The 20425-nt window shown below is 68.9% G+C and carries 19 protein-coding genes; 6 read left to right on the top strand and 13 right to left on the bottom strand.

The features are described 5' to 3' along the window. Nucleotides 1-35: 35 nt before the first annotated feature. The 12 genes from AKJ13_RS16225 to AKJ13_RS16280 all read right to left on the bottom strand — a co-directional run bounded on the left by AKJ13_RS16225 (nt 36) and on the right by AKJ13_RS16280 (nt 9761). Nucleotides 36-644: a Uma2 family endonuclease gene (locus tag AKJ13_RS16225; protein ID WP_050734304.1), complete on the bottom strand. Its 609-nt coding sequence runs from the start codon at nt 642-644 to the stop codon at nt 36-38. A gap of 70 nt (nt 645-714) precedes the next feature. Further along, nucleotides 715-1227: a hypothetical protein gene (locus AKJ13_RS16230; RefSeq protein ID WP_050734275.1), complete on the bottom strand. Its 513-nt coding sequence runs from the start codon at nt 1225-1227 to the stop codon at nt 715-717. 36 nt (nt 1228-1263) lie between these two features. Next, a complete protein-coding gene (locus AKJ13_RS16235; RefSeq protein ID WP_050734276.1) occupies nt 1264-3093 on the bottom strand; it encodes a glycoside hydrolase family 15 protein in 1830 nt (609 codons plus the stop codon). Between the two features lie 14 nt (nt 3094-3107). Continuing rightward, nucleotides 3108-3998, bottom strand: a complete 891-nt coding sequence (locus tag AKJ13_RS16240) for an SMP-30/gluconolactonase/LRE family protein (RefSeq protein WP_050734277.1) — start codon at nt 3996-3998, stop codon at nt 3108-3110. A gap of 52 nt (nt 3999-4050) precedes the next feature. After that, the gene (locus AKJ13_RS16245) at nt 4051-4311 is read right to left on the bottom strand and encodes a hypothetical protein (protein ID WP_050734278.1); all 261 of its coding nucleotides are present in this window, start codon (nt 4309-4311) and stop codon (nt 4051-4053) included. A gap of 194 nt (nt 4312-4505) precedes the next feature. Then, nucleotides 4506-4766, bottom strand: coding sequence for a hypothetical protein (locus AKJ13_RS16250; protein ID WP_050734279.1), 261 nt, complete (start codon nt 4764-4766; stop codon nt 4506-4508). A 218-nt stretch (nt 4767-4984) separates the two neighbouring features. Next, nucleotides 4985-5797, bottom strand: coding sequence for a phosphonate ABC transporter, permease protein PhnE (gene phnE / locus AKJ13_RS16255; protein ID WP_050734280.1), 813 nt, complete (start codon nt 5795-5797; stop codon nt 4985-4987). Continuing rightward, on the bottom strand, nt 5794-6600 hold the full coding sequence (gene phnE / locus AKJ13_RS16260; RefSeq protein ID WP_050734281.1) for a phosphonate ABC transporter, permease protein PhnE: 807 nt from the start codon (nt 6598-6600) through the stop codon (nt 5794-5796). The genes phnE (AKJ13_RS16255) and phnE (AKJ13_RS16260) overlap by 4 nt, the downstream gene beginning before the upstream one ends. After that, nucleotides 6597-7406, bottom strand: coding sequence for a phosphonate ABC transporter ATP-binding protein (gene phnC / locus AKJ13_RS16265; protein WP_244471626.1), 810 nt, complete (start codon nt 7404-7406; stop codon nt 6597-6599). Before phnC ends, phnE (AKJ13_RS16260) begins: the two co-directional genes overlap by 4 nt. A gap of 8 nt (nt 7407-7414) precedes the next feature. Continuing rightward, on the bottom strand, nt 7415-8437 hold the full coding sequence (gene phnD, locus AKJ13_RS16270) for a phosphate/phosphite/phosphonate ABC transporter substrate-binding protein (RefSeq protein ID WP_050734282.1): 1023 nt from the start codon (nt 8435-8437) through the stop codon (nt 7415-7417). A 337-nt stretch (nt 8438-8774) separates the two neighbouring features. Beyond that, a complete protein-coding gene (locus AKJ13_RS16275; RefSeq protein ID WP_050734283.1) occupies nt 8775-9140 on the bottom strand; it encodes a hypothetical protein in 366 nt (121 codons plus the stop codon). Nucleotides 9141-9272: 132 nt separating this feature from the next. Then, complete coding sequence (locus AKJ13_RS16280; RefSeq protein WP_050734284.1) at nt 9273-9761, bottom strand: phasin; 489 nt, start codon at nt 9759-9761, stop codon at nt 9273-9275. 243 nt (nt 9762-10004) lie between these two features. On the opposite strand from AKJ13_RS16280, the gene AKJ13_RS16285 reads away from it, so the two are divergent. The 6 genes from AKJ13_RS16285 (at nt 10005) to AKJ13_RS31910 (ending at nt 19559) form a co-directional block, all read left to right on the top strand. Continuing rightward, on the top strand, nt 10005-12584 hold the full coding sequence (locus tag AKJ13_RS16285) for a PAS domain-containing protein (protein ID WP_050734285.1): 2580 nt from the start codon (nt 10005-10007) through the stop codon (nt 12582-12584). 269 nt (nt 12585-12853) lie between these two features. Next, complete coding sequence (acs, locus tag AKJ13_RS16290; protein WP_050734286.1) at nt 12854-14800, top strand: acetate--CoA ligase; 1947 nt, start codon at nt 12854-12856, stop codon at nt 14798-14800. Nucleotides 14801-14933: 133 nt separating this feature from the next. Beyond that, on the top strand, nt 14934-15308 hold the full coding sequence (locus tag AKJ13_RS16295; protein ID WP_007564845.1) for a DUF485 domain-containing protein: 375 nt from the start codon (nt 14934-14936) through the stop codon (nt 15306-15308). Continuing rightward, entirely contained in the window at nt 15305-16987 is a 1683-nt protein-coding gene (locus AKJ13_RS16300; RefSeq protein ID WP_050734287.1) for a cation acetate symporter, read from the top strand. Before AKJ13_RS16295 ends, AKJ13_RS16300 begins: the two co-directional genes overlap by 4 nt. Nucleotides 16988-17274: 287 nt before the next feature. Further along, nucleotides 17275-18909 carry an MFS transporter gene (locus AKJ13_RS16305; RefSeq protein WP_050734288.1) on the top strand — a complete coding sequence of 545 codons (1635 nt, stop codon included), beginning with the start codon at nt 17275-17277 and terminating at the stop codon, nt 18907-18909. A gap of 509 nt (nt 18910-19418) precedes the next feature. Continuing rightward, the gene (locus AKJ13_RS31910; protein ID WP_160320611.1) at nt 19419-19559 is read left to right on the top strand and encodes a hypothetical protein; all 141 of its coding nucleotides are present in this window, start codon (nt 19419-19421) and stop codon (nt 19557-19559) included. Here the strand turns inward: AKJ13_RS31910 and AKJ13_RS16310 are convergent. Then, complete coding sequence (locus AKJ13_RS16310; RefSeq protein WP_050734289.1) at nt 19551-19805, bottom strand: hypothetical protein; 255 nt, start codon at nt 19803-19805, stop codon at nt 19551-19553. The genes AKJ13_RS31910 and AKJ13_RS16310 overlap by 9 nt on opposite strands. Nucleotides 19806-20425 lie beyond the last annotated feature (620 nt).

The raw sequence follows: 20425 nt of genomic DNA on the forward strand, positions 1-20425 counted from the left end.
ACCCCAACCGTCGAGAATGACGGATGGAGCGAGGCTCAGCGTGCTCCGTCGGCGTCTAGGATCGGTTTCCGCACGGGAACATCGAAATAGGTCCGGTCGAGGTCGATCTCGAAATCGACCGCGTCGAACCTCAGGAGATCTTCTGGCGCGGTCAAAACATCGAGGCGCCACCCCTCGCCCGTCCGCTCGTAGTGTTCGACGCGCATCTGGTCCTGGTAGATCAGATCGATGGAGCGCAGCGTCGGCAGGGACTTGTAGAACTTGAGCTTACCGCCCCTGTCATAGTCCATTGTCGAGGGCGACAGCACTTCGACCACGACGAGCGGATCGGCCAGGTCAGTCTGGTTCTGCCGCGGACCGCAGCGGACGACAATATCGGGTTTTGTCTTGTCCTTGCCCCGGCTGTCGCTTGAACGCTGGACACGCATGCCGCCCTGATAGCTCCGGCATCCGGCGGCATCCATCGCGAGTTTGAGCGGCGCGCCGACGTTTCCGGCGATCTGCTCATGGTTCTCGGTCGGATTGCTCATCATCACGAGCTCACCCTCCACGAGTTCCCATTCGCGGTCGTCGTGCTGCGCCTCCACGAACCGGTCGTAGTCGGCGATCGTCAGAGGATCAGGCTGGTGGGCAGCGTCGGGCATGAAGCCCTCCGTCTCCACGGGACTCCATCATCGGCGTGAAAGCCCATAGAGCCTCGGCGTCGGACTGCGCCTACCGCGGCCCGCCGCCTCGCCGCATCGCGACCTCCTGGCCCTGGCTGTCGAGCGCGCCGGACGGGGCGAGGTTCTCGTTCGGCACCGGGTTCATCCCGGCATTGGCGGTGCGCGAGGCCGGGCGCCTGGCGGTGCGGTCGCCGGCCGCCTGTTTCAGCGCCAAGGCCCTGCGCGACATCGCAACCAGGCTTCCGCGGGCCTGCGCGTTCCGGCGCCGCTCGCTCTCCTTGCTGGCGCGCTTCACCGCGGCCGCGATCAGGGCCGCCTTCTGGTGGGTGCCGGTATTGTCGGTGGCCGGGCGCACGCCGGAGGGGGCCGCCTTGCCGCGCAGCTCCCGGCGCTGACGACGGGAGACGTCCCGGGCGCGGTCCCGGCGCTCGCGGAGCCGGGCGATCAGCTCGGCCAGGCCGGTATCATCGGCCTCGCGCAACCTCGGGTGATGGGAGCGGGCGACGAGGTCGGCCTCGTCGGCGCTGAGCAGGCGGGCTTCCTGGCGGCTCGATACGGACATGGGAACTCCGGGCTGGGGGATGGAAGGGGGAAGCGGTCAGTCGGCGGCAGCGAATTCCGGGACCCGGCGCAGCGCCGTCTCGCGCAGGGAGCAATCGGCGTAGGTGCCCTGCACTGCGGCGCGGCCGCCATGCTGGAACAGGTCGAGCATCAGGGCGCTGTGGATGAAGCCGAGATGGCTGAAGGCTTGCGGGAAATTGCCCACGAAGGTGCCGTCCTCGGCCGCCTCTTCGGCGTAGAGCCCGACATCGTTCTGCAGGGCGCGCAGGGCGTTGAAGCGAGTCCGCGCCTCCTCCTCGCGACCGAGCCAGAGCAGGGCATCCACCAGCCAGAAGGCGCAGAGCAGGAACGTGCCCTCGTGGCCGGGCAGGCCGTCGTCGTTCCGGTAGCGGTAGACGAGGTGGCCGCGGCCGAGGCGCTCGATCACGACATCCACGGTGCGGGCGAAGGCGGCCTCGTCCACGGGGAAGCCGACCATCGGGGCCATCAGCAGCGCGGCGTCCACGTCGTCGCCGCCGAGATATTGCGGGTAGTAGCCGTCCCGGTGGATGCCCTCGAGATTGACGCAAGCCACGATCCGGTCGCGCTCACGACACCAAGTGTTCCGGGGGCCGAACAGGCGGATCGCCCGGTCGAGCGCGACCCAGTTCATGATCGCGGCGTGCAGGTAGCGCTGCTCCGGCTTGCGCGGCTCCCACAGGCCGGCATCCGGCTTGTGCCAATGCGCCGCCGAGATGTCGGCGAGCCGGGCGCCGTGGCCCTGCATCGCCTCCGGCAGCGTGCCGCCGAGCCGGGTGTAGAGATAGAGCAGGTCGAGCACCTGCCCGTAGGCGTCGGCCTGGTGCTGCTCGGCGGCCTCGTTGCCGGCCCGCACCGGCGCGCTGCCGCGCCAGCCCTCGAAATGCGCGATGGTGGTCTCAGTGAGGTCGCCCTCCCCCGCGACGCTGTAGAGCGGCCGCAGCCGGCCCTCGGCCCGCTCGCACAGGTCGGTCACGAAGCCGAAGAACGCCTCGGCCTCGCGCAGCATCCCGAACTTCTTCAGGACGTAGAAGGACAGGCAGGCGTCACGGATCCAGCAGAACCTGTAATCCCAGTTGCGGATGCCGCCGATCTCCTCCGGCAGCGAGGTCGTGGCGGCCGCGACGATCGCCCCGGTCGGCGCGTAGGTCAGCGCCTTCAGGACCAGGGCCGAGCGGATCAGCTCGTCGGCGAGCGGTCCAGTATAGGCCGCATCCTGCGTCCACAGCACCCAAGCCTTGCGGGTCCGCTCCATCAGGGTGCGGGTGTCCGGCGGCGCCTTCGGCAGCGTGTCGGTGTAGAGGCTGAAGCTGCGCTCCTGGCCGGACGCCAGGGTAAAGCGGACGGACGCGCCGTCCCCGTCCGGGGCCAGGGCGACGTCGGCAAGGAGGCCCGGGCATCCCGGCGTCACGACCCGGCCACCGTCGATCGCCGGCGGGGCGAAGCGCTCGGCGAAGCCCGCGAGCGGCCGGTACGCGACCACCATCGTGACCTGGCCGGAGACCCCGCTGACCCGCCGCACCAGGCGCGGCCGGTTCGGCCCGCCCTCCGGCCCGACCATGAAATCGTGCAGGGTGACGAAGCCGTCCTGGGTGGTGAAGGTGGTCTCCAGGATGTTGCTGCGGCTCAGATATTGCCGCGTCGTCTCGTATCGGCCCGCCGGGCGGATGGTGAAGTGGCCGCCGCGCCGCCGATCGAGCAGCCGCGAGAAGGTCGGTTCGGCATCGAAGCGTTCGAGACAGGCCCAGTCGATCGCCCCGTCCCGGGCCACCAGGGCACAGCCCTCGCAATTGCCGATGAGGGCGTAGGCCTCGATCGGCTGGTAGGGGCGCTCGCCCGGATCTGACATCGATTCTCCTGTGTTCAGGCGCCGAGCCGGAAGGCCGGCTCCAGAAGGCCGCGGGCGCCGACATCGACCAGGAAGGTCCGCCCGTGCTCGGGATCGGCGGCGCGCGCGGCCGCATCCATGCCCTCGTAGGCGGAGGTGACCAGCAGCCGGTCGAGATCGCGGCCCGCAAAGGTCGGGCAGGTCGGCTGCCGTACCGGGACCGGTACGGTGCGGACCCGCTCGCCGTCGGGATTGTAGGCGTCGAGGCAGGCGGCGCCGAACCGGGCGGTCCAGATCAGACCCTCGGCGTCCACCGCAGCGCCGTCGATGCCGCCCTCGCCGCCGCGATGGTCGAAATGGGTCGCGGGCGGGCCATTCGGCAGGCCGGTCTTCGGATCGAGCGGGACGCGGCGCAGCACGCCCTCGTCGGTGTCGACGAAGTAGCCGGTGGCGCCGTCCGGGGAGAAGCTGATCCCGTTCGGGACGGTCAGGCCGCCGAACAGGCGCCGCACCCGGGTGCCGGCGACGTGGTAGATCGAGCCGTGCCCCTTGGCAGCGTCCCGGTCCATGGTGCCGATCCAGAGGGCCCCGCTCGGATGGACGCGGCCGTCGTTGGAGCGATTGCCCTTCAGCTCCTCCTCGAGCGGGCACAGCACCCGGATGTCGCCATCGCGGATCGCTCGGACATAGAGGCCGTCCTCGGCCGCCAGCAACTGGTGGAAGCCGTCCATCGCGGCCACGTCGCTGACCTGGAACGGCAGGACGTGGACCAGCGCCTTGCGGGATCCGGCGACCGGCTTCTCGAACAGGCGCGCTTCCAGGATATCGACCCACCACGCCGTGTCCGTGCGCGGATCGTAGCTCGGTCCCTCACCGAGATGGCAGCGGACCTGGCTCAGAACACAGGCGTCGTACGAACAATCCAAATGACCAATCCCGTTGGTGTTGATCAGACGTCAGGGTAGCTCTGCGGCCGGTTCAGCAGGCGTCGCAGATGCTGCCGAGGACGGGATCGAGATCCTTCTGCCGCTTCGTCCGCTCGTGCGGATCATGCAGCGGTGCGGCCGCGCGTCCCGGCGGGACCGTCTGGCCCACCGAGGACCGATAAGGCGCGTTCACCGTCGTCTCTGGACCGCCGCCCGTGCCCGTATAGGGGTCGGCCTGCGCCGCATTCAGGCACGCCGGCGACGCGATCAGGCCGAGGATCAGTCCGGCTCGCTTCAGGGTCGTGCATGTCATGGCGTGGCGTCTCCTCAGGGCATGGGGTGCGATGTCCGGTTGTCGCGCGGCGCGGTGCCCTCGCTCTTACAAGCCTCGACCTGCCCGCTCTCCCGCTCGGGAGAGGGGGCGGCCCTCCACACGGCTAAGGATATGCGCCCGCAACCGATCGGAACGCCTGCGCCGCTTGATTAGCCGGGCGTTCGAGGGAGCGATCAGCAGCGGTTTCCGCCCGCGGTCTGGCCGTACTGCTTCACGGGGCGCGTCTGCTGATTGGCGTTGCCCTCGGCCGCCGAGCTCATCGGGCAGCCCTCGTAGTAGGGGTTGTCGTGGACACCGAGCCCGAGGGAATGGGTGGCCTCGACGTCGTAGGGCGCGAAACCGGTCCAGCGGGCGCCGTTGGCGGCCATGGCAGACGAGATCGGGGCAACGCCAAGGACAAGCGCGGTGACGACAGCGGCGATACGGGTCTTCATGTTTATACTCACGCTCTTACAAGTACGGTCCGATCGTTCGGACCCGTTTCCTCTTGCTTGAGACGAAGATGGGAAGTCTTGTCCCGCCGTGACGTGCCGGCACGCACGCACCGGAGCGGATTAAAAGCCGGGCGCCGTCGCAGGCAGCCGCCAGCTCGCGCCCCATCTTCGGGCGCGCGTTGCGAGTTGCGGGATCGATGGAGAGGGACGGCGCGGTCCTACAGGACCTTCGCGCGCACCGTGGTGACGACGATCTCGGCCAGGATGACCACCGCGAAGATCGCGGCCAGCACGACGGCGACCTGATCCCAGTAGAGGAGGTTCAGGGCGGTATCGAGCGCGACACCGATGCCGCCGGCCCCGACAAGGCCCAGCACGGCGGATTCCCGGATGTTGATGTCCCAGCGGAACAGCGCGATCGACCAGAAGGCCGGCTTCACCTGCGGCCAGTAGCCGAGCAGCAGCGTCGCGCGCCGCCCGGCGCCGGCGGCCTGCAGCGCCTCGATCGAGCCGCGGTTCGATTCCTCGAGTGCCTCGGCCAGGAGCTTGCCGGTGAAGCCAACCGAGCGCAGGGCGATCGCCAGGGTGCCGGCGAGCGGGCCCGGGCCGAACACCGCCACGAACAGCAGCGCCCAGACCAGGGAATTCACAGACCGGGAGGTCACGAACACGAACTTGGCGAACAGGTTCAGGGGCAGGCTGGGGGTGACGTTGCGGGCGGCGAGCAGCCCGATCGGCACCGCGATCGCGATGGCGATCAGCGTTCCGAGCGTCGCGATATGCAGGGTCTCCACCAGCGCGCGCAGGGTCGGCCCGATATAGCCGGCATCCATCGGCCACATCCGGCCGAACAGGTCGGCCATCTGGTCGGGGGCGTCGTAGAGGAATTCCGGGATCACCTCGATCGTGCGCAGGCTCGCCACGAAGGCGGCCACAGCGAACAGGGTGAAGGCGAGGCGCGCCAGGCGCTTCCAGGGCGAGAAGCGCTGCCAGCGACGCGGCGGGGTCGCGAGGGCAAGTCCGGCGCTCACTGGAACACTTTCCGGGCCCAGCCCGAGACGATCTCGGCCACCATGATCAGCGCGACGATGACGATCAGGATCGCCAGCACGACGTCGTAATCGAAGCGCTGATAGGCGGTGAACAGAGTCGCCCCGATGCCGCCGCCGCCGACGATCCCGACCATGGTCGAGTTCCGCAGGTTGGAATCGAGCTGGTAGGTGGCGAAGCCGATGAAGCGCGGCAGCACCTGCGGCTGCACGCCCATGATCAGCGTCGACAGGAAGCCGGCGCCGGTTGCCCGCACCGCCTCGACCTGCTTCAGCGAGATCTCCTCGATCGCCTCGGCGAACAGCTTGGCGATGAACCCCACCGAGGCGACGATCAGCGCCATCACGCCGGCCAAAGCCCCGAAGCCGATCGCCTTGACGAACAGGATCGCCACGATGATCGGGTGGAAGGACCGGCACAAGGCGATCAGCGCCCGGGTCGGCCAGGTCACCCAGGCCGGCATCAGGTTCCGGGCGGCCAGGAAGCCGATCGGCAGGGCGATCACGATCCCGATCACCGTGGCGATCACGGCGATCTGCACGCTCTCGACGATGCCGGACTGGATCAGCTCCCACCGGGAGAAGTTCGGTGGAAACATCCGGGCCAGGAACTGGCGGCCGTGGCTGAGCCCGGTGGCGAAGCGCTCGGGCGCGAAGCCGAGCTGGCTCGCGGCGTAGACCGCGTAGAGCGCGAGCAGCAGCCAGCCGGCCCGGGCGGTCCAGTTGGGGCGGAAGGCGATGCGGGCGGCCGCGCTACGGTCGGCCGGTTGGGGGACGGCGCTCATTCGAGCCAATTCTCGCCGCCGTAGATGCCGCGCAGGTCGCGCTCGCTCAGCTGGTCGGGCGGTCCGTCATAGACCACGTGCCCCCCGGACATGCCGACGATCCGCGTCGCGAAGCGCTGGGCCAGCGCCACGTTGTGGATGTTGACAACCACCGGCACCCCGCGCTCGGCTGCGAGCCGCGACAGGATCTCCATGATCTCCACCGAGCTCTTCGGATCGAGGGATGAGGTCGGCTCGTCCGCCAGCACGATCTCCGGCTCCTGCATGATCGCCCGGGCGATGCCGACCCGTTGGCGCTGGCCGCCCGACAGGGCATCGGCCCGGCGCGTGGCGAAGCCCGAGAGCCCGACCGCGTCGAGCAGGTCGAAGGCGCGCTGGATATCGGCCTCGGGGAACCGGCGCAGCCAGGCCCGCCAGACCGGCACGTAGCCGAGGCGCCCACAGAGCAGGTTCTCCATCACGGAGAGCCGCTCAACCAGGTTGTATTCCTGAAACACCATGCCGATCCGCCGGCGTGCCCGGCGCAGAGGCCGGCCAGAGAGCTTGGCGAGGTCCTCGCCGCGGAACAGGATCTCGCCGGCGGTGGGCTGGACCAGCCGGTTGATGCACCGGATCAGCGTGCTCTTGCCGGTGCCGGACGGCCCGATGATCGCGGTGAGGCCGGTGCCCGGCACCACGAGGTCGATGCCTCGCAGGACCGGCTGGCCAGCCCGGTATTCCTTGACGAGGCCGCGGATCACCAGGGCGCGCGGATCCTCCGCCCGTGCCTCGGTGCCGGGCGCGCGCAGCGCGGCGGACGCGGTCACGGCTCGCGTCACGGCTTGGCTTGGCCTTCGGCCTTCTTGCGCGCGGCCTCGGCCTCCCGGGCCGCCTCGCGCTCGTAGGCGGCCTTGTTGTAGGGCGTGCCCGAATCCTCCGCGACCTTGCGCACGATCGCCCAGTCCTTGAGGTAGGTGATCGGCGCGAACCGGTCGTCGCCCTCGAAATCCTTCACCATGTCGGGCGGGAAGCGGAAGTCGTAGAAGCACTGCTTCAGCTTCTCAGCGAGTTCCGGCTTGAGATCGTGCGCGTAGGCGAAGCCCGAGCTCGGGAATTTCTCGCTTGTGTAGATGATCCGGTAGTCGTCGCCCTTAATCGTGCCGCGGGCGACCATGCGGTTGAACACGTCGGAGGCTACCGGGGCGGCGTCGTAATCGCCGGTGCCGACGCCGAGCGCCGACTTGTCGTGGCCGCCTGAGTAGACGACCTTGTAATCCTCACCGGGTTTCAGGCCCTGCTCGGGAAACAGCGCCTTCGGGGCCAGGTTTCCGGAATTCGACGACGGCGCGGTGTGGGCGACGCGCTTGCCCTTGAGGTCGGCCAGGGTCTTGTACGGGCTGCTCGCCTTCACGACGACGATCAGGTTGTAGCCTTCGGGCCCCTTCTCGGTGCCCTTGGCGGCGAACGGCACCGCCCCGGCCATGTTCACGGCAAAGCCCAGCGGACCGGTCGAGAAGCCCGCCACCGTGAGCCGCCCCGAACGCATCGCCTCGATCTCGGCGGAGTTCGACTGGACCGGATAGTAGACGACGCGCTTGCCGGTGCATTGCGCGAGGTGCGCGGTGAACGGCTTGAACGCGTTCTCATAGACGGCCGGATCCTCGACCGGCGTATAGGCGAACACGATGACGCTCGGGTCGCGGGTCTTCGCCGGGGTGTCGGCGACGAGGTCCTGGTTCGCGTCGCAATAGGCGTCGTCGAGCTGGCCGCGATTGGCGCATTCGGCGGCCCGGGCGGGCGACAGGAGGCCGAATCCGCAGAGCAGCGCCAAGGCCGCGCCGTACCGAGCGAGTGTCACGCGTCTCTCTCCCTGCGGTGCGGTGCCGTGCGGCCCGCGCCGTCCCGTCGTCACCCGATTGCGGCGACGCTTCCCTTGCCCAAATTGTAAGTGGCGGGCTTCGGATTACGCAAGGTGGGATATGCGTGGGGACTATAAGGAAGCCGGCTTATGATTCTGCCGGCGACGATCTTTTGTGGCGGCCGGAGGACTGTTTCCCAATCCCACAATGATGTCCGCATGTTGGGGTATGCAGGCCGCGACGCGCCGCTCCCGTGCGGGAGAGGGGCGCGTCGTCGGAAGACGTGCGGCGCCACAGGCACCAAGCGACAAACCGGCCGCCGAAACCCCGCGCCCGTCAGGGCACCACGCGGCCGACGGCCGTCTGGGGTGGGCTAAACGAGGCGATCGGGAGATCGCAGAAGCAGCGCACGCCGAGCGGGCGCGGGCCCGGCAGCGGGCAGGCGAACGGCTTCGGCCCGGTCAGGCCCTGCTGGATGGCATCGCAATTGTAGCCGACGGGCTGGCGCTCGCGCCGGCGCGGCACCGGGCGATAGCCGCCCTCGTCGGCCGGGTCGTCGTAGCCCGGGGGCGGGCCGCCGTAACCACCGCCATACTGCGCGAGCGCCGCCGAGCCCGGAAGCGTGGCCGCGAGCACAAGAGTGGCGAGGGTCAGTCGGAACGGGGCCCGCAGCCCGGATCGGCCCTGTACGTGGAGGCGCATTCCTGATCCTTTCGCGCGACGCGGGCTCGTCACCCGGCGCTTGCGACTTCGACGGCAATACCGGCGAAAACGAGACGGCCCGCCCCCGGAAACCGGAAGCGGGCCGCTGGTAGGGTCGGCTGTGCCGAGGCGTCAGTGCGTCGAGCGGTCGGCCGCGTCCTGAGCGTTCTGGGCGGACTGCCGGGCAGCATCCTGGCCCTGCTCCATGGCCTTGCGGGCCTCCTCGGCGCTCTGCTGCATGGCCGTCTTCGCGCGCTCGGCGCCCTGCTGCATCGCGCTCTGGGCGATGCCGCTGAACTCCTTCGCCTGCGCCTGGATGGCGGCGAACTGGCTGCGCACGAACTCGGCCTGGTGCTGCATGGCCTCCTGCATGTCGCGCGACCGGACGAGCTTCTGCGCGAGGTCGAACGCGGCGTTCACGTTCTGCTCGGCATACTCGAATCCGCGGGAGGAGACGTCCTGCGCGTTGGTGCGGGCGACCTCGGCCGAACCCTGGACGGTGTCGGCGGTGCGGCGGGCGGCGCCGATGAAGCTGTCGAACGCCTTCCGGGCCTGCTCGACGCTCTTCTCGGCGAAGTCACGCATCTCGGTCGGAACTTCGTAGTTCGGGGGGGTGCTCATCGTCGTCTCCTCACATATTCGGCTGTTGATGGCGCCTTGTGCACCGCACAATATCTGATTCGCCGCCATATGCCACCCGCGCCGCCTTCATTAAGGTTGACATGACGTAAACGTGTGACGGTGGGCGCAAGAGTCCAGCGTCGCAACGCAGGTGGCTTTACAATAGGGGTACGGTTGCGCGTGTTTCTCGGGCAAAGCGGGCCGGAGGACGAGGGATCAGGCGTGGGTTCGAGGTCGCGGGCTGTGCAGACGACACTGACATCGACCGCCGGAGCAGATGAGGCCGGGCTGGCCGCCGCATTCGCGGCCTGGGCACGTCTGCCCAGCCTCGCGGCCGCCCTGGCCGAGTCGGAGGCGGTCTATCTCGTGATCGATCCCGCGGACGGGCGGATCCTGCTCGCCTCCCCGGCGGGGCAGGCCCTGGGCGCGGCCCTGGCGAGCGCCGACAGGACGATTCTGGCCCGGCAAGTCGCCGGGTCGAATCCCCGGGATGGCGCCCCCCGTCTCGCCCGGCTCGCCCTCGACGGCCGCCGGATCGCCCCGCCGACGATCTGCCAGGTGGTCGGCGGAACACGCGACGACGGCCATCCGGTCGTCCTGGTGATCCCGACGGCGCCGGTGCGCTTGCCGCGCCCTCGGCAGCCCACCCCGGCGGCGCCCGAGGCCGAAGGGCCGACGCGCGCGCCCGTACCGGTAGCCGCGCCCGCCGCGATGGCCGCCCTGAACACCGGCGACCGCTTCCTGTGGCGCAGCGATGCCTCCGGCGCGCTGACGACGCTCACCGGATCCGAGGGGCTCGCCACCCTCGTCGGCCAGCGCTGGCAGGAGTTGGCCGAAACCGGCCGGATCACCGGCGCCAACGGGATGTTCGCGGCCTTGCGCGACCGCATCACCTTCCGGGGTGAGCCGGCCTGCCTGGATCTTGGCAATGGCCCGTTCCAGGTGGAATTGTCCGGCGCTCCCCTGGGGCGCGGGGACGCGGCCTTCTCCGGATTCGGCGGGTTCGGGCTGGTGCGCAGCGTGCCGGCCGCACGGGTACCGGCCGCGATCGAGCTGGTGCCGACCGAGCCCGAGCCGACGGCCTCAGAGCCGTCCGAGCCGCAGCCGCCCCCCCCGACCGGGGTGCCTGCCCCCGTCTGGGTGGAGCCGGCGCCGGCGCCGGCGGCTTCCAACATCGAGCCGGAACCGGTCGAACTGTCACTGCCGGCCGAGGCGCCTCTCACGGCAGCCCCGGCGCCTGCCGCCGCGGCGCCGCCGTCAGCCATCGTCGAGCAGCCGTCGCTGTCGACCGACGAGCACGCCGCCTTCCGGGAGATCGCCCGGGCGCTCGGCGCCCGCTACGCCGGCGACGAGGCTTCCGCCGAGACACCGGTGCTGCGCGAGGGCGGCGCGGTCATGCCGTTCCCCGGCCCGAATCCCGGCGCCGCGGAGACCCGCGACGCCCCGGCCGCCCGGGACGCCGAACTCCTCGCCGGGCTGCCCCTGCCGACGCTCGTGCATCGCGACGGCGCAATCCTGGCGGCGAATCGAGCGCTCCTCGACCTGGCCGGCTTTACCGATGTCGCGACCCTGACCAAGGCCGGGCTCGACCGGCTATTCCGGGGCGTGCCCCAGCCGGACGCGCCCGATCCGGCCGCGCGGCGCACCGTGATCGAGACCGCCGACGGCAGCGCCCGTGCGGTCGAAATCCTCGGCGGCGCCTGCACCTGGGCAGGCCAGACCGCGGCCTGCCTGGTCCTGCGCCCCCTCGACGAGGCGGATCCGGCCGGCGCGCTCGATGCCGAGCGCCTGGCCCGCGAAGCGCAGGCCGAGCGGACGGCCGCGGCCGAAGCGGCCCTCGACGCCCTGGAGGCCGGGGTCCTGACCCTCGACGCCGCCGGGCGGATCGTGGCGCTGAACCGGGCGGCCGCCGAGCTGTTCGGCTGCGATCCCCGGGAGATCGTCGGCGCCAGCCTCGTCGCCCTGTTCGACCGGCAGAGCGTGCTCGCGGTGGCCGATGCCCTGCGCGGAGCGGCCAAGGCCCCCTCCCCGGTCTCGGTGGGCGGCCGGGCGCTGACGATCGGCGTCTCGCCGGCCCGGGAGGACGGGCGGCGCGTCGCCGTGCTGAGCGCCGCGCAGGCCGAAATCGCGCCGGCCGCCGAGCCGCCGCATCCGGCCTCCGGTGCCGGCCTCGACGCGGCGCTGGCACGCCTGGACCGGGCCTTCCGCGGGCCGCTTACCGGGATGATCGAGCTCGCCGACGCGATGCTGCGGGAGCCGTTCGGCCCCCTGGGCGACGCGCGCTATCGCGGGTGCCTCACCCAGATCAAGACGTCGGGCGGGCTGATGCTGGAGCGCGTCAGCGAACTCCTCGACCTCGCCACCGTGGAGGCCGGCGCCCTGCGACTCGACCCGCGCCCGATCGCGCTCAACGACGTGGTGGCGAGTTGCGTTGCCCGGCTTCAGGCCGAGGCCGCCCGCGGCCGGATCGTGGTGCGCACCAGCTTCTCCACCGATCTCGCCGACCTTGAGGCTGACGAGCGCTCGGTCAGCCGCGCCGCGAGCCTGGTCATTGAGCACGCGATCCGGCGCTCGGCGGCCGGCGGCCAGGTCATCGTCTCGACCGGCTCGACCGAGAGCGAGGGCGTCGCGCTGCGCGTGCGGGATACCGGCGCCGGGACGGCGCAGCCGGCGGCCGAGCCGTCGGATGAGGTCGAGGACGGCCTTGCCCTGCCCCGCGCGCTGGTGGAGGCCAATGGCGGGCGGCTCCAGCTGTCGGCGCGCCCAGAGGACGGCACCCTGGTAGAGATCATCATGCCGACGCGCCGCGCCGCCAACGGCTGAGCGCGCGGCAGGGATCGTACGGGCGGGCAAGACTTCGAAACACCAGCTCGCGGCTGACGTTCAGGCCGCCAAGCTCGGCTTGACAGAGCACCGGACGGGCTTCAATCAAGCCTTACATTGCGCCCAATTGAATTCCGGGTCTTCGGATCCGGCTCAGGCGGGCCGGCGACGATATCGTCCCCGCAAGATGTAGGCTACGTTACTTTGGAAGTCCTGGCTGCGCGGCCCACGCCGCGATACGATCGGGCACCAAACAGGGATGGAATGCCATGGAAGGCAAGGTCGTCGAAGTGCAGGCTGCGTGGCGTGAGGGTGCTCACGTCGACGACGCCCAGTATCGCGCACTATACGAGGCGTCGGTCTCGAATCCCGACGCTTTCTGGGGTGAGCACGGCAAGCGCATCGACTGGATGACGCCGTTCACCAAGGTCAAGAACACGAGCTTCGAGCCCGGCCGGGTCTCGATCAAGTGGTTCGAGGACGGCAAGACCAACGTCGCCTACAATTGCATCGACCGGCACCTCGAGACTCGTGGCGACCAGACCGCGATCATCTGGGAAGGCGACAACCCGGACGAGTCCAAGCACATCACCTACCGGGAGCTGCACGCGCAGGTCTGCCGGATGGCTAACGTTTTGCGCAACCGCGGCGTCGGCAAGGGCGACCGCGTCACCCTCTACATGCCGATGATTCCCGAGGCCGCCTACGCGATGCTGGCCTGCGCGCGGCTCGGCGCGATCCACGCCATCGTGTTCGGCGGCTTCTCGCCGGATTCACTGGCCTCGCGCATCCTGGGCTGCACCTCCAAGGTGGTGATCACCGCCGACGAGGGCCTGCGCGGCGGCCGCAAGGTGCCGCTGAAGGCCAATGTCGACGCGGCGATCAAGCGCATCGGCACCGATTTGGTCGAGCACGTAATCGTCGTGCGCCGCACCGGCGGCACCGTCGAGATGGAGCCGGGCCGCGACGTCTATTACGACGAGGCCGCCGAGCAGGTGACCGACCATTGCCCGGCCGAGCCGGTAGAGGCGGAGCACCCGCTGTTCATCCTCTACACCTCGGGCTCGACCGGCCAGCCGAAGGGCGTGGTGCACACGACCGGCGGCTACCTGGTCTACGCCGCGATGACCCACCAATACGTCTTCGATTATCGCGAGGGCGACGTGTACTGGTGCACGGCCGATGTCGGCTGGGTCACGGGCCACAGCTACATCGTGTACGGGCCGCTCGCCAACGGCGCGATCACGCTGATGTTCGAGGGCATCCCGACCTACCCGTCGACCTCGCGGTTCTGGGAGGTGGTCGACAAGCACAAGGTCAACATCTTCTACACCGCGCCGACCGCGATCCGCTCTCTAATGGGCGGCGGCGAGGGACCGGTGAAGAAGACCTCGCGGGCCTCGCTGCGGGTGCTCGGCTCGGTGGGCGAGCCGATCAACCCGGAAGCCTGGGAGTGGTACTACAACGTCGTCGGCGACAAGCGCTGCCCGATCGTCGACACCTGGTGGCAGACCGAGACCGGCGGCATCCTGATCTCCCCGCTCCCGGGCGCCACGGCCCTGAAGCCCGGCTCGGCGACGCGGCCGTTCTTTGGCGTGAAGCCCGAGATGGTGGACGCCGAGGGCAAGGTCCTGCAGGGCCCGTGCGAGGGCAACCTCTGCATCGCCGATTCCTGGCCCGGCCAGATGCGCACCGTCTACGGTGACCACGAGCGGTTCGAGCAGACCTACTTCTCGACCTATCCGGGCAAGTACTTCACCGGCGACGGCGCCCGGCGGGACTCGGACGGCTATTACTGGATCACCGGCCGGGTCGACGACGTGATCAACGTCTCGGGCCACCGGATGGGCACCGCGGAGGTCGAATCCTCCCTCGTCGCGCACCCGAAGGTGGCCGAGGCCGCGGTCGTGGGCTACCCGCACGCGGTCAAGGGCCAGGGCATCTACGCCTACGTCACCCTCAACGACGGCGAGGAAGGCGACGACGCCCTGCGCAAGGAGCTGGTGGTCTGGGTCCGCAAGGATATCGGCCCGATCGCCTCGCCGGACCTGATCCAGTTCGCCCCCGGCCTGCCGAAGACGCGCTCCGGCAAGATCATGCGCCGGATCCTGCGCAAGATCGCCGAGGACGATTTCGGCGCGCTCGGCGACACCTCGACGCTCGCCGAGCCGGCGGTCGTCGAGGATCTCATCGAGAACCGGCAGAACCGGCCCTGATCGCGGCGTGCCGCGACGGCGCGTGACGCGGACGAGACGGGTGCCGATCCGGCGCCCGTCCCCAACAAGAACTACGAATCTTGGTCTCAAGAGGAACCGGAAGGCCGAAGCGCCTTCGCGGGAGGACAACGCCATGAGCGGCTCGACACTCGGCCTTCGCGGGGGCACGGCGCCCCCACCATCCCGCAACGCCGCTGCGGCGGTCGATCCGCAGATCGACCGGATCGTCCGGACCCCGGAATTCAAGCAGCTCGTCGCCGAGCGCACCCGGTTCGGCTGGATCCTGACGATCCTGATGCTGGTCGTCTATTTCGGCTTCATTGGCCTGATCGCCTTCGACAAGTCGCTCATGGCCGTGAAGGTCGGCGGCGGCACCGCCTCGCTCGGGCTGTTCATGGGCGTGTTCGTGATCCTGTTCGCCTTCGCCCTCACCGGCATCTACGTGGCCCGGGCCAACACGCGCTTCGACGCGCTGAGCGATGCCCTGAAGCGGAGCGTCGGCCGATGAACCGGATTCTCCTCGGCCTGACGCTGGCCACGATCACGGCCTGCGCGGCCTATGCGGCCGGCCCCGATCTCGGCGCCGTGAGCCAGGCGGCCACGAACTGGCCGGCCATCGGCATGTTCCTGTTCTTCGTCGTCCTGACGCTGGGCATCACCTACAAGGCCGCCAAGGGCACCAAGTCGGCGGCCGACTTCTACGCCGCCGGCGGCGGCATCTCGGCCGGCACCAACGCCCTGGCGATCGCCGGCGACTACATGTCGGCCGCTTCGTTCCTCGGCATATCGGGCCTGGTCTACACCTCGGGCTTCGACGGGCTGATCTACTCCACCGGCTTCCTGGTCGGCTGGCCGATCGTGCTGTTCCTGATCGCCGAACGCCTGCGCAACCTCGGCAAGTTCACCTTCGCCGACGTGGCGAGCTTCCGCCTCGACCAGACCGCGATCCGCATCATCTCAGCGGTGGGCACCCTGGTTGTGGTGGCGTTCTACCTGATCGCCCAGATGGTCGGCGCCGGTAAGCTGATCCAGCTGCTGTTCGGCCTGCCCTACCTCTACGCGGTGATCAGCGTCGGCGTGCTGATGATCGTCTACGTCGCCTTCGGCGGTATGAAGGCGACCACCTGGGTGCAGGTGATCAAGGCCTGCCTGCTGCTCGGCGGCGCGTCCTTCATGGCCGGCGCCGTGCTGCTGAAATACGGCTTCAACCCCGAAGCGCTGTTTGCCAGCTCGGTTCAGGTCCACCCGAAGGGCGACGCCATCATGGCGCCCGGCGGCCTGGTCTCGAACCCGATCGAGGCGATCTCGCTCGGCGTCGGCCTGATGTTCGGCACCGCCGGCCTGCCGCATATCCTGATGCGGTTCTTCACGGTCTCGGACGCCCAGGCCGCGCGCAAGTCGGTGTTCTACGCCACCGGCCTGATCGGCTACTTCTACATCCTGACGTTCATCATCGGCTTCGGCGGCATCGCCCTGCTGATGTCGGATCCGAGCTACTTCAAGCTCGGCGCGGCCGGCACCTTCGACAAGCTGAAGGACATGATCGGCGGCACCAACATGGTCGCCGTCAACCTCGCCAACGCGGTCGGCGGCCCGTACTTCCTGGGCTTCATCTCGGCGGTGGCCTTCGCGACCATCCTGGCGGTGGTGGCGGGCCTGACCCTCGCCGGCGCCTCCGCGGTCAGCCACGACCTCTACGCCCAGGTGATCGCCCGTGGGCGCACCACCGAGAAGCACGAGGTCAACCTGTCGAAGATCTCGGCCGTGGTGATCGGCATCGTGGCGATCTATCTCGGCTACGTCTTCGAGAACCAGAACGTCGCCTTCATGGTCGGTCTGGCCTTCGCGGTGGCGGCGAGCTGCAACTTCCCGGTGCTCGCCATGTCGATCCTGTGGCGCGGCACGACCACCTGGGGGGCGCTCGCGGGCGGCCTCGTCGGGCTGATCTCGGCGGTCGGGATGGTGGTGCTGTCCAAGGCCGTCTGGGTGGTGACGTTCGGCAACCCCGCGCCGATCTTCCCCTACGACAACCCGGCTCTGTTCTCGATGCCGCTGGCTTTCGTGACGATCTGGGCCGTGTCGAGCCTCGACAAGTCCCGCAAGGCCCAGCGCGAGCGCGCCGCCTTCGAGGCGCAGTTCGTGCGCTCCGAGACCGGCATCGGCGCGGTGGGCGCGCACGCCCACTGAGCCTGAGGCTCATCGACGGGAACCGGGGGCGCGGCGCGAGCCGCGCCCTTTGTCGTTCAGGCCAGCCGCTATTGTCGGCAAGCCGCCATGTTGATGACGGCTGCCACCGCCACATTGCGGATTGACCAACAGGTTCCTTACCGTCACGCATACGTGATCTGCGCCTCGTGCAGGGCGCGCAGTCCACTCTCTGCGGCCGACGCCATCGGCCGCACGCGTCGTCTGGGAGGTACCGGGTCATGGCTGGGGCAACTGCGATCCCGCGGGCGGGGGATGCCGCGAGACCGATGAGTTCGGCGGAGAAGCGGGTGATCTTCGCCTCTTCGCTGGGCACCGTCTTCGAGTGGTACGATTTCTATCTCTACGGCTCTCTGGCGGCGATCATCGGCGCCCAGTTCTTCTCGGCCTATCCGCCGGCGACCCGGGACATCTTCGCGCTGCTGGCCTTCGCGGCGGGCTTCATCGTTCGGCCGTTCGGCGCCCTGGTGTTCGGCCGCGTCGGCGACCTGGTCGGACGGAAATACACCTTCCTGGTCACGATCCTGATCATGGGCCTGTCGACCTTCATCGTCGGCATCCTGCCCAACGCCGCCACGATCGGCATCGCGGCGCCGATCATCCTGATCGTCCTGCGGCTGGCCCAGGGCCTGGCGCTCGGCGGCGAGTATGGCGGCGCGGCGACCTACGTGGCGGAGCACGCCCCCAACGGCCGGCGCGGCTTCTACACGAGCTGGATCCAGACCACGGCGACGCTCGGCCTGTTCCTGTCGCTGCTGGTCATCCTGGCGACCCGGACCTTCACCGGCGAAGCGGCGTTCGCCGATTGGGGCTGGCGGATCCCGTTCCTGGTCTCCGTCCTGCTCCTCGGCATTTCCGTCTGGATCCGCCTCCAGCTCTCGGAATCGCCGGCCTTCCAGAAGATGAAGGATGAGGGGAAGACCTCGAAGGCGCCGCTCACCGAGGCGTTCGGGCAGTGGAAGAACGCCAAGTTCGCGGTGATCGCCCTGTTCGGCCTCGTCGCTGGCCAGGGCGTGGTTTGGTATACGGGCCAGTTCTACGCGCTGTTCTTCCTGCAATCGATCCTGAAGGTCGACGGCTACACGGCCAACCTGCTGATCGCGTGGTCGCTGCTCCTCGGCACCGGCTTCTTCGTGGTGTTCGGCTGGCTGTCCGACAAGATCGGCCGCAAGGTCATCATCCTGGCGGGCTGCGCCATCGCGGCGGCGACCTTCTTCCCGATCTTCAAGGGCATCACCGCCACCGCCAACCCGAAGCTCGAAGCCGCGATCGAGCGCGTGAAGGTCACGGTCACGGCCGATCCGGCCGCCTGCGGGACGTTGTTCAACCCGGTCGGCACAAGGGTGTTCACGGCGCCCTGCGACCTCGCTCGCGACTTCCTGTCGAAATCCTCGGTGAAGTACGACACCGCGCCCGGTGCGCCCGGCCAGCCCACCACGATCCGGGTCAACGACACGGAGATCGCCTATCCGCAGGGCGGCGCCCCCGAGGCCAACAAGGCTGTGACCGCCGCGCTCCAGGCGGCGGGCTACCCGAAGGCCGGCGATGCTGACATCGTCAAGATGGCGAACCCGTTCGACATCTTCCGGCCGCAGGTCGCCCAGGTGATCGGCCTGCTGTTCATCCTCGTGGTGTTCGTCACGATGGTCTACGGCCCGATCGCCGCCATGCTGGTGGAGCTGTTCCCGACCCGGATCCGCTACACCTCGATGTCCCTGCCCTACCATATCGGCAACGGCTGGTTCGGCGGCCTTCTGCCGGCCACCGCCTTCGCCATGGTGGCCCAGACCGGGGACATCTATTACGGGCTCTGGTACCCGATCGTGATCGCGGTCGCGACGGTGATCATCGGGTTGCTGTTCGTGCCCGAGACCAAGGATCGCGATATCTTCGCCGATACCTGAGCGCCGCCACGCCGACCGCATGACGACACCCGGGCCGCGCGCGGTCCGGGTGTTCTGCGTTTGGGGGGTCAACGCCGGCTCCTGGATCGCACCGCGCCGCCGGATCGCGGCTGGCCACGCAAGCAGCAGCGTCACGCGGCCCGAACGGGCCGAGTTGGTATCGCGCGCGCCTGTCAGCGGCGCCGATCGCCCAGGCTGTTGTCGCAGGTGCGCTTGATCACGCATGGACCTGGCCGGGCGCGGTACTGGCTATCCTGCGACCACCGGACGCCCTGCGTGGCCGCAAAGCAATATACCGCGAAAGACTGATCTTCCCGCGCGACACGGCAGCGAAGAGACTATCATCACCACCCGTCTAGTGGTACGGGCGGCACGCGCAAGTGCGAGATCCAGACATATAAGTTGTATTGCGACAACCGCTTGTTGCCGATCAAAAATCAGTTTTGACGGAACCAAAAGCCGCATTCGGCCGTCTTCGACACGCTTTATGGCAAGACAGGATATCTAACGTGAACGACGTTCTGACACAGTTCCGTCGAAAGAGCGGCAGCAAGCCGCCGTTGTCACTGGTCCTTGCCGCCAATGTTACGACGATCGTGCTCTGGGCTCTGATCTATAACCTGGCGGAACGTCCGATCTGGCTATGGTAGCGGCGACGGCCCGTTCCGCTTGTCTTCGTAATGACCGCTGCAATAGGCGCCGAGCAGGTAGCCGGCCTGGTGAGCGGTGAGATAGCCCAGCACGATCAGCACGTGGAGCAGGTCGAGCCCCGGGCCGAAGGCGAACAGGATCAGTGCCCCGACCATGATGAGGATCGAGGTCGCGATCATGACCAACATGGTATAGGACCAGCCGATCAGCACGCCGGCCACAAATAGCACTGCAGCGAGTAACATCGCGTCACCTGGCCCAAGGTTGTTCAGCGCACGCCGCTAAAACAACATCCCCGAAATGGGGCTCCGAAGCCCTATGTCACGGGCGCCGCACACGCGATCCACGAACAGATCGCACAATCCGTCGCAAAAGTTCCGCCGGACCGCGGATTTCCCATGCCGCGCAGGCGCTGAAATATCAAGCCCCGGCACACATCCTGCTCAATTCGCATAAAATGCAGCGTTTTTGGCGGCCCGATATTTGGTTTTGCAAAATCGATGCTGCAACACTGCCCGATCGTTGTGCAACGTGTCGCCGATAGATACATAGTCGAACTACCGGCCTCGCCATTCGGGGCTGCCGAATGCCGTCAGGGCGCGTCCGTTTCTGGGTACAGCGTTAACACGACGCCCGCCCCTGCCCCGCAAACGCGGCGCGCCACGGCTCCGACGCTTGACGCGCCGGCAGTCCGAAACCGCGCAACCGCGCTCCCGACCGGTGGGGCAAACGACGCAGCCGCCCGCACGGGGGTGAACCGGGCGGTTTGCGGGTGGGGCCACGCCCCTTTCGTCTCAGGAATGCGTCCGGTCCCGGTGCGGCGCGCGCGGGGCGCCGCACCGGGACCGCCTCGCCTCAGTGGCGG

It is taken from the genome of Methylobacterium sp. ARG-1, from assembly GCF_001262595.1.
Classification (GTDB): domain Bacteria; phylum Pseudomonadota; class Alphaproteobacteria; order Rhizobiales; family Beijerinckiaceae; genus Methylobacterium; species Methylobacterium brachiatum.

What these genes read in the sequence shown, in the direction of transcription:
- AKJ13_RS16230 (WP_050734275.1), bottom strand. Translation starts at nt 1,227, where the DNA reads ATGTCCGTATCGAGCCGCCAGGAAGCCCGCCTGCTCAGCGCCGACGAG.
- AKJ13_RS16300 (WP_050734287.1), top strand. Translation starts at nt 15,305, where the DNA reads ATGAACCGGATTCTCCTCGGCCTGACGCTGGCCACGATCACGGCCTGC.
- phnE (WP_050734281.1), bottom strand. Translation starts at nt 6,600, where the DNA reads ATGAGCGCCGTCCCCCAACCGGCCGACCGTAGCGCGGCCGCCCGCATC.
- AKJ13_RS16280 (WP_050734284.1), bottom strand. Translation starts at nt 9,761, where the DNA reads ATGAGCACCCCCCCGAACTACGAAGTTCCGACCGAGATGCGTGACTTC.
- AKJ13_RS16225 (WP_050734304.1), bottom strand. Translation starts at nt 644, where the DNA reads ATGCCCGACGCTGCCCACCAGCCTGATCCTCTGACGATCGCCGACTAC.
- AKJ13_RS16235 (WP_050734276.1), bottom strand. Translation starts at nt 3,093, where the DNA reads ATGTCAGATCCGGGCGAGCGCCCCTACCAGCCGATCGAGGCCTACGCC.
- AKJ13_RS16275 (WP_050734283.1), bottom strand. Translation starts at nt 9,140, where the DNA reads ATGCGCCTCCACGTACAGGGCCGATCCGGGCTGCGGGCCCCGTTCCGA.
- AKJ13_RS16245 (WP_050734278.1), bottom strand. Translation starts at nt 4,311, where the DNA reads ATGACATGCACGACCCTGAAGCGAGCCGGACTGATCCTCGGCCTGATC.
- AKJ13_RS16295 (WP_007564845.1), top strand. Translation starts at nt 14,934, where the DNA reads ATGAGCGGCTCGACACTCGGCCTTCGCGGGGGCACGGCGCCCCCACCA.
- AKJ13_RS16310 (WP_050734289.1), bottom strand. Translation starts at nt 19,805, where the DNA reads ATGTTACTCGCTGCAGTGCTATTTGTGGCCGGCGTGCTGATCGGCTGG.
- AKJ13_RS16250 (WP_050734279.1), bottom strand. Translation starts at nt 4,766, where the DNA reads ATGAAGACCCGTATCGCCGCTGTCGTCACCGCGCTTGTCCTTGGCGTT.
- AKJ13_RS16305 (WP_050734288.1), top strand. Translation starts at nt 17,275, where the DNA reads ATGAGTTCGGCGGAGAAGCGGGTGATCTTCGCCTCTTCGCTGGGCACC.
- acs (WP_050734286.1), top strand. Translation starts at nt 12,854, where the DNA reads ATGGAAGGCAAGGTCGTCGAAGTGCAGGCTGCGTGGCGTGAGGGTGCT.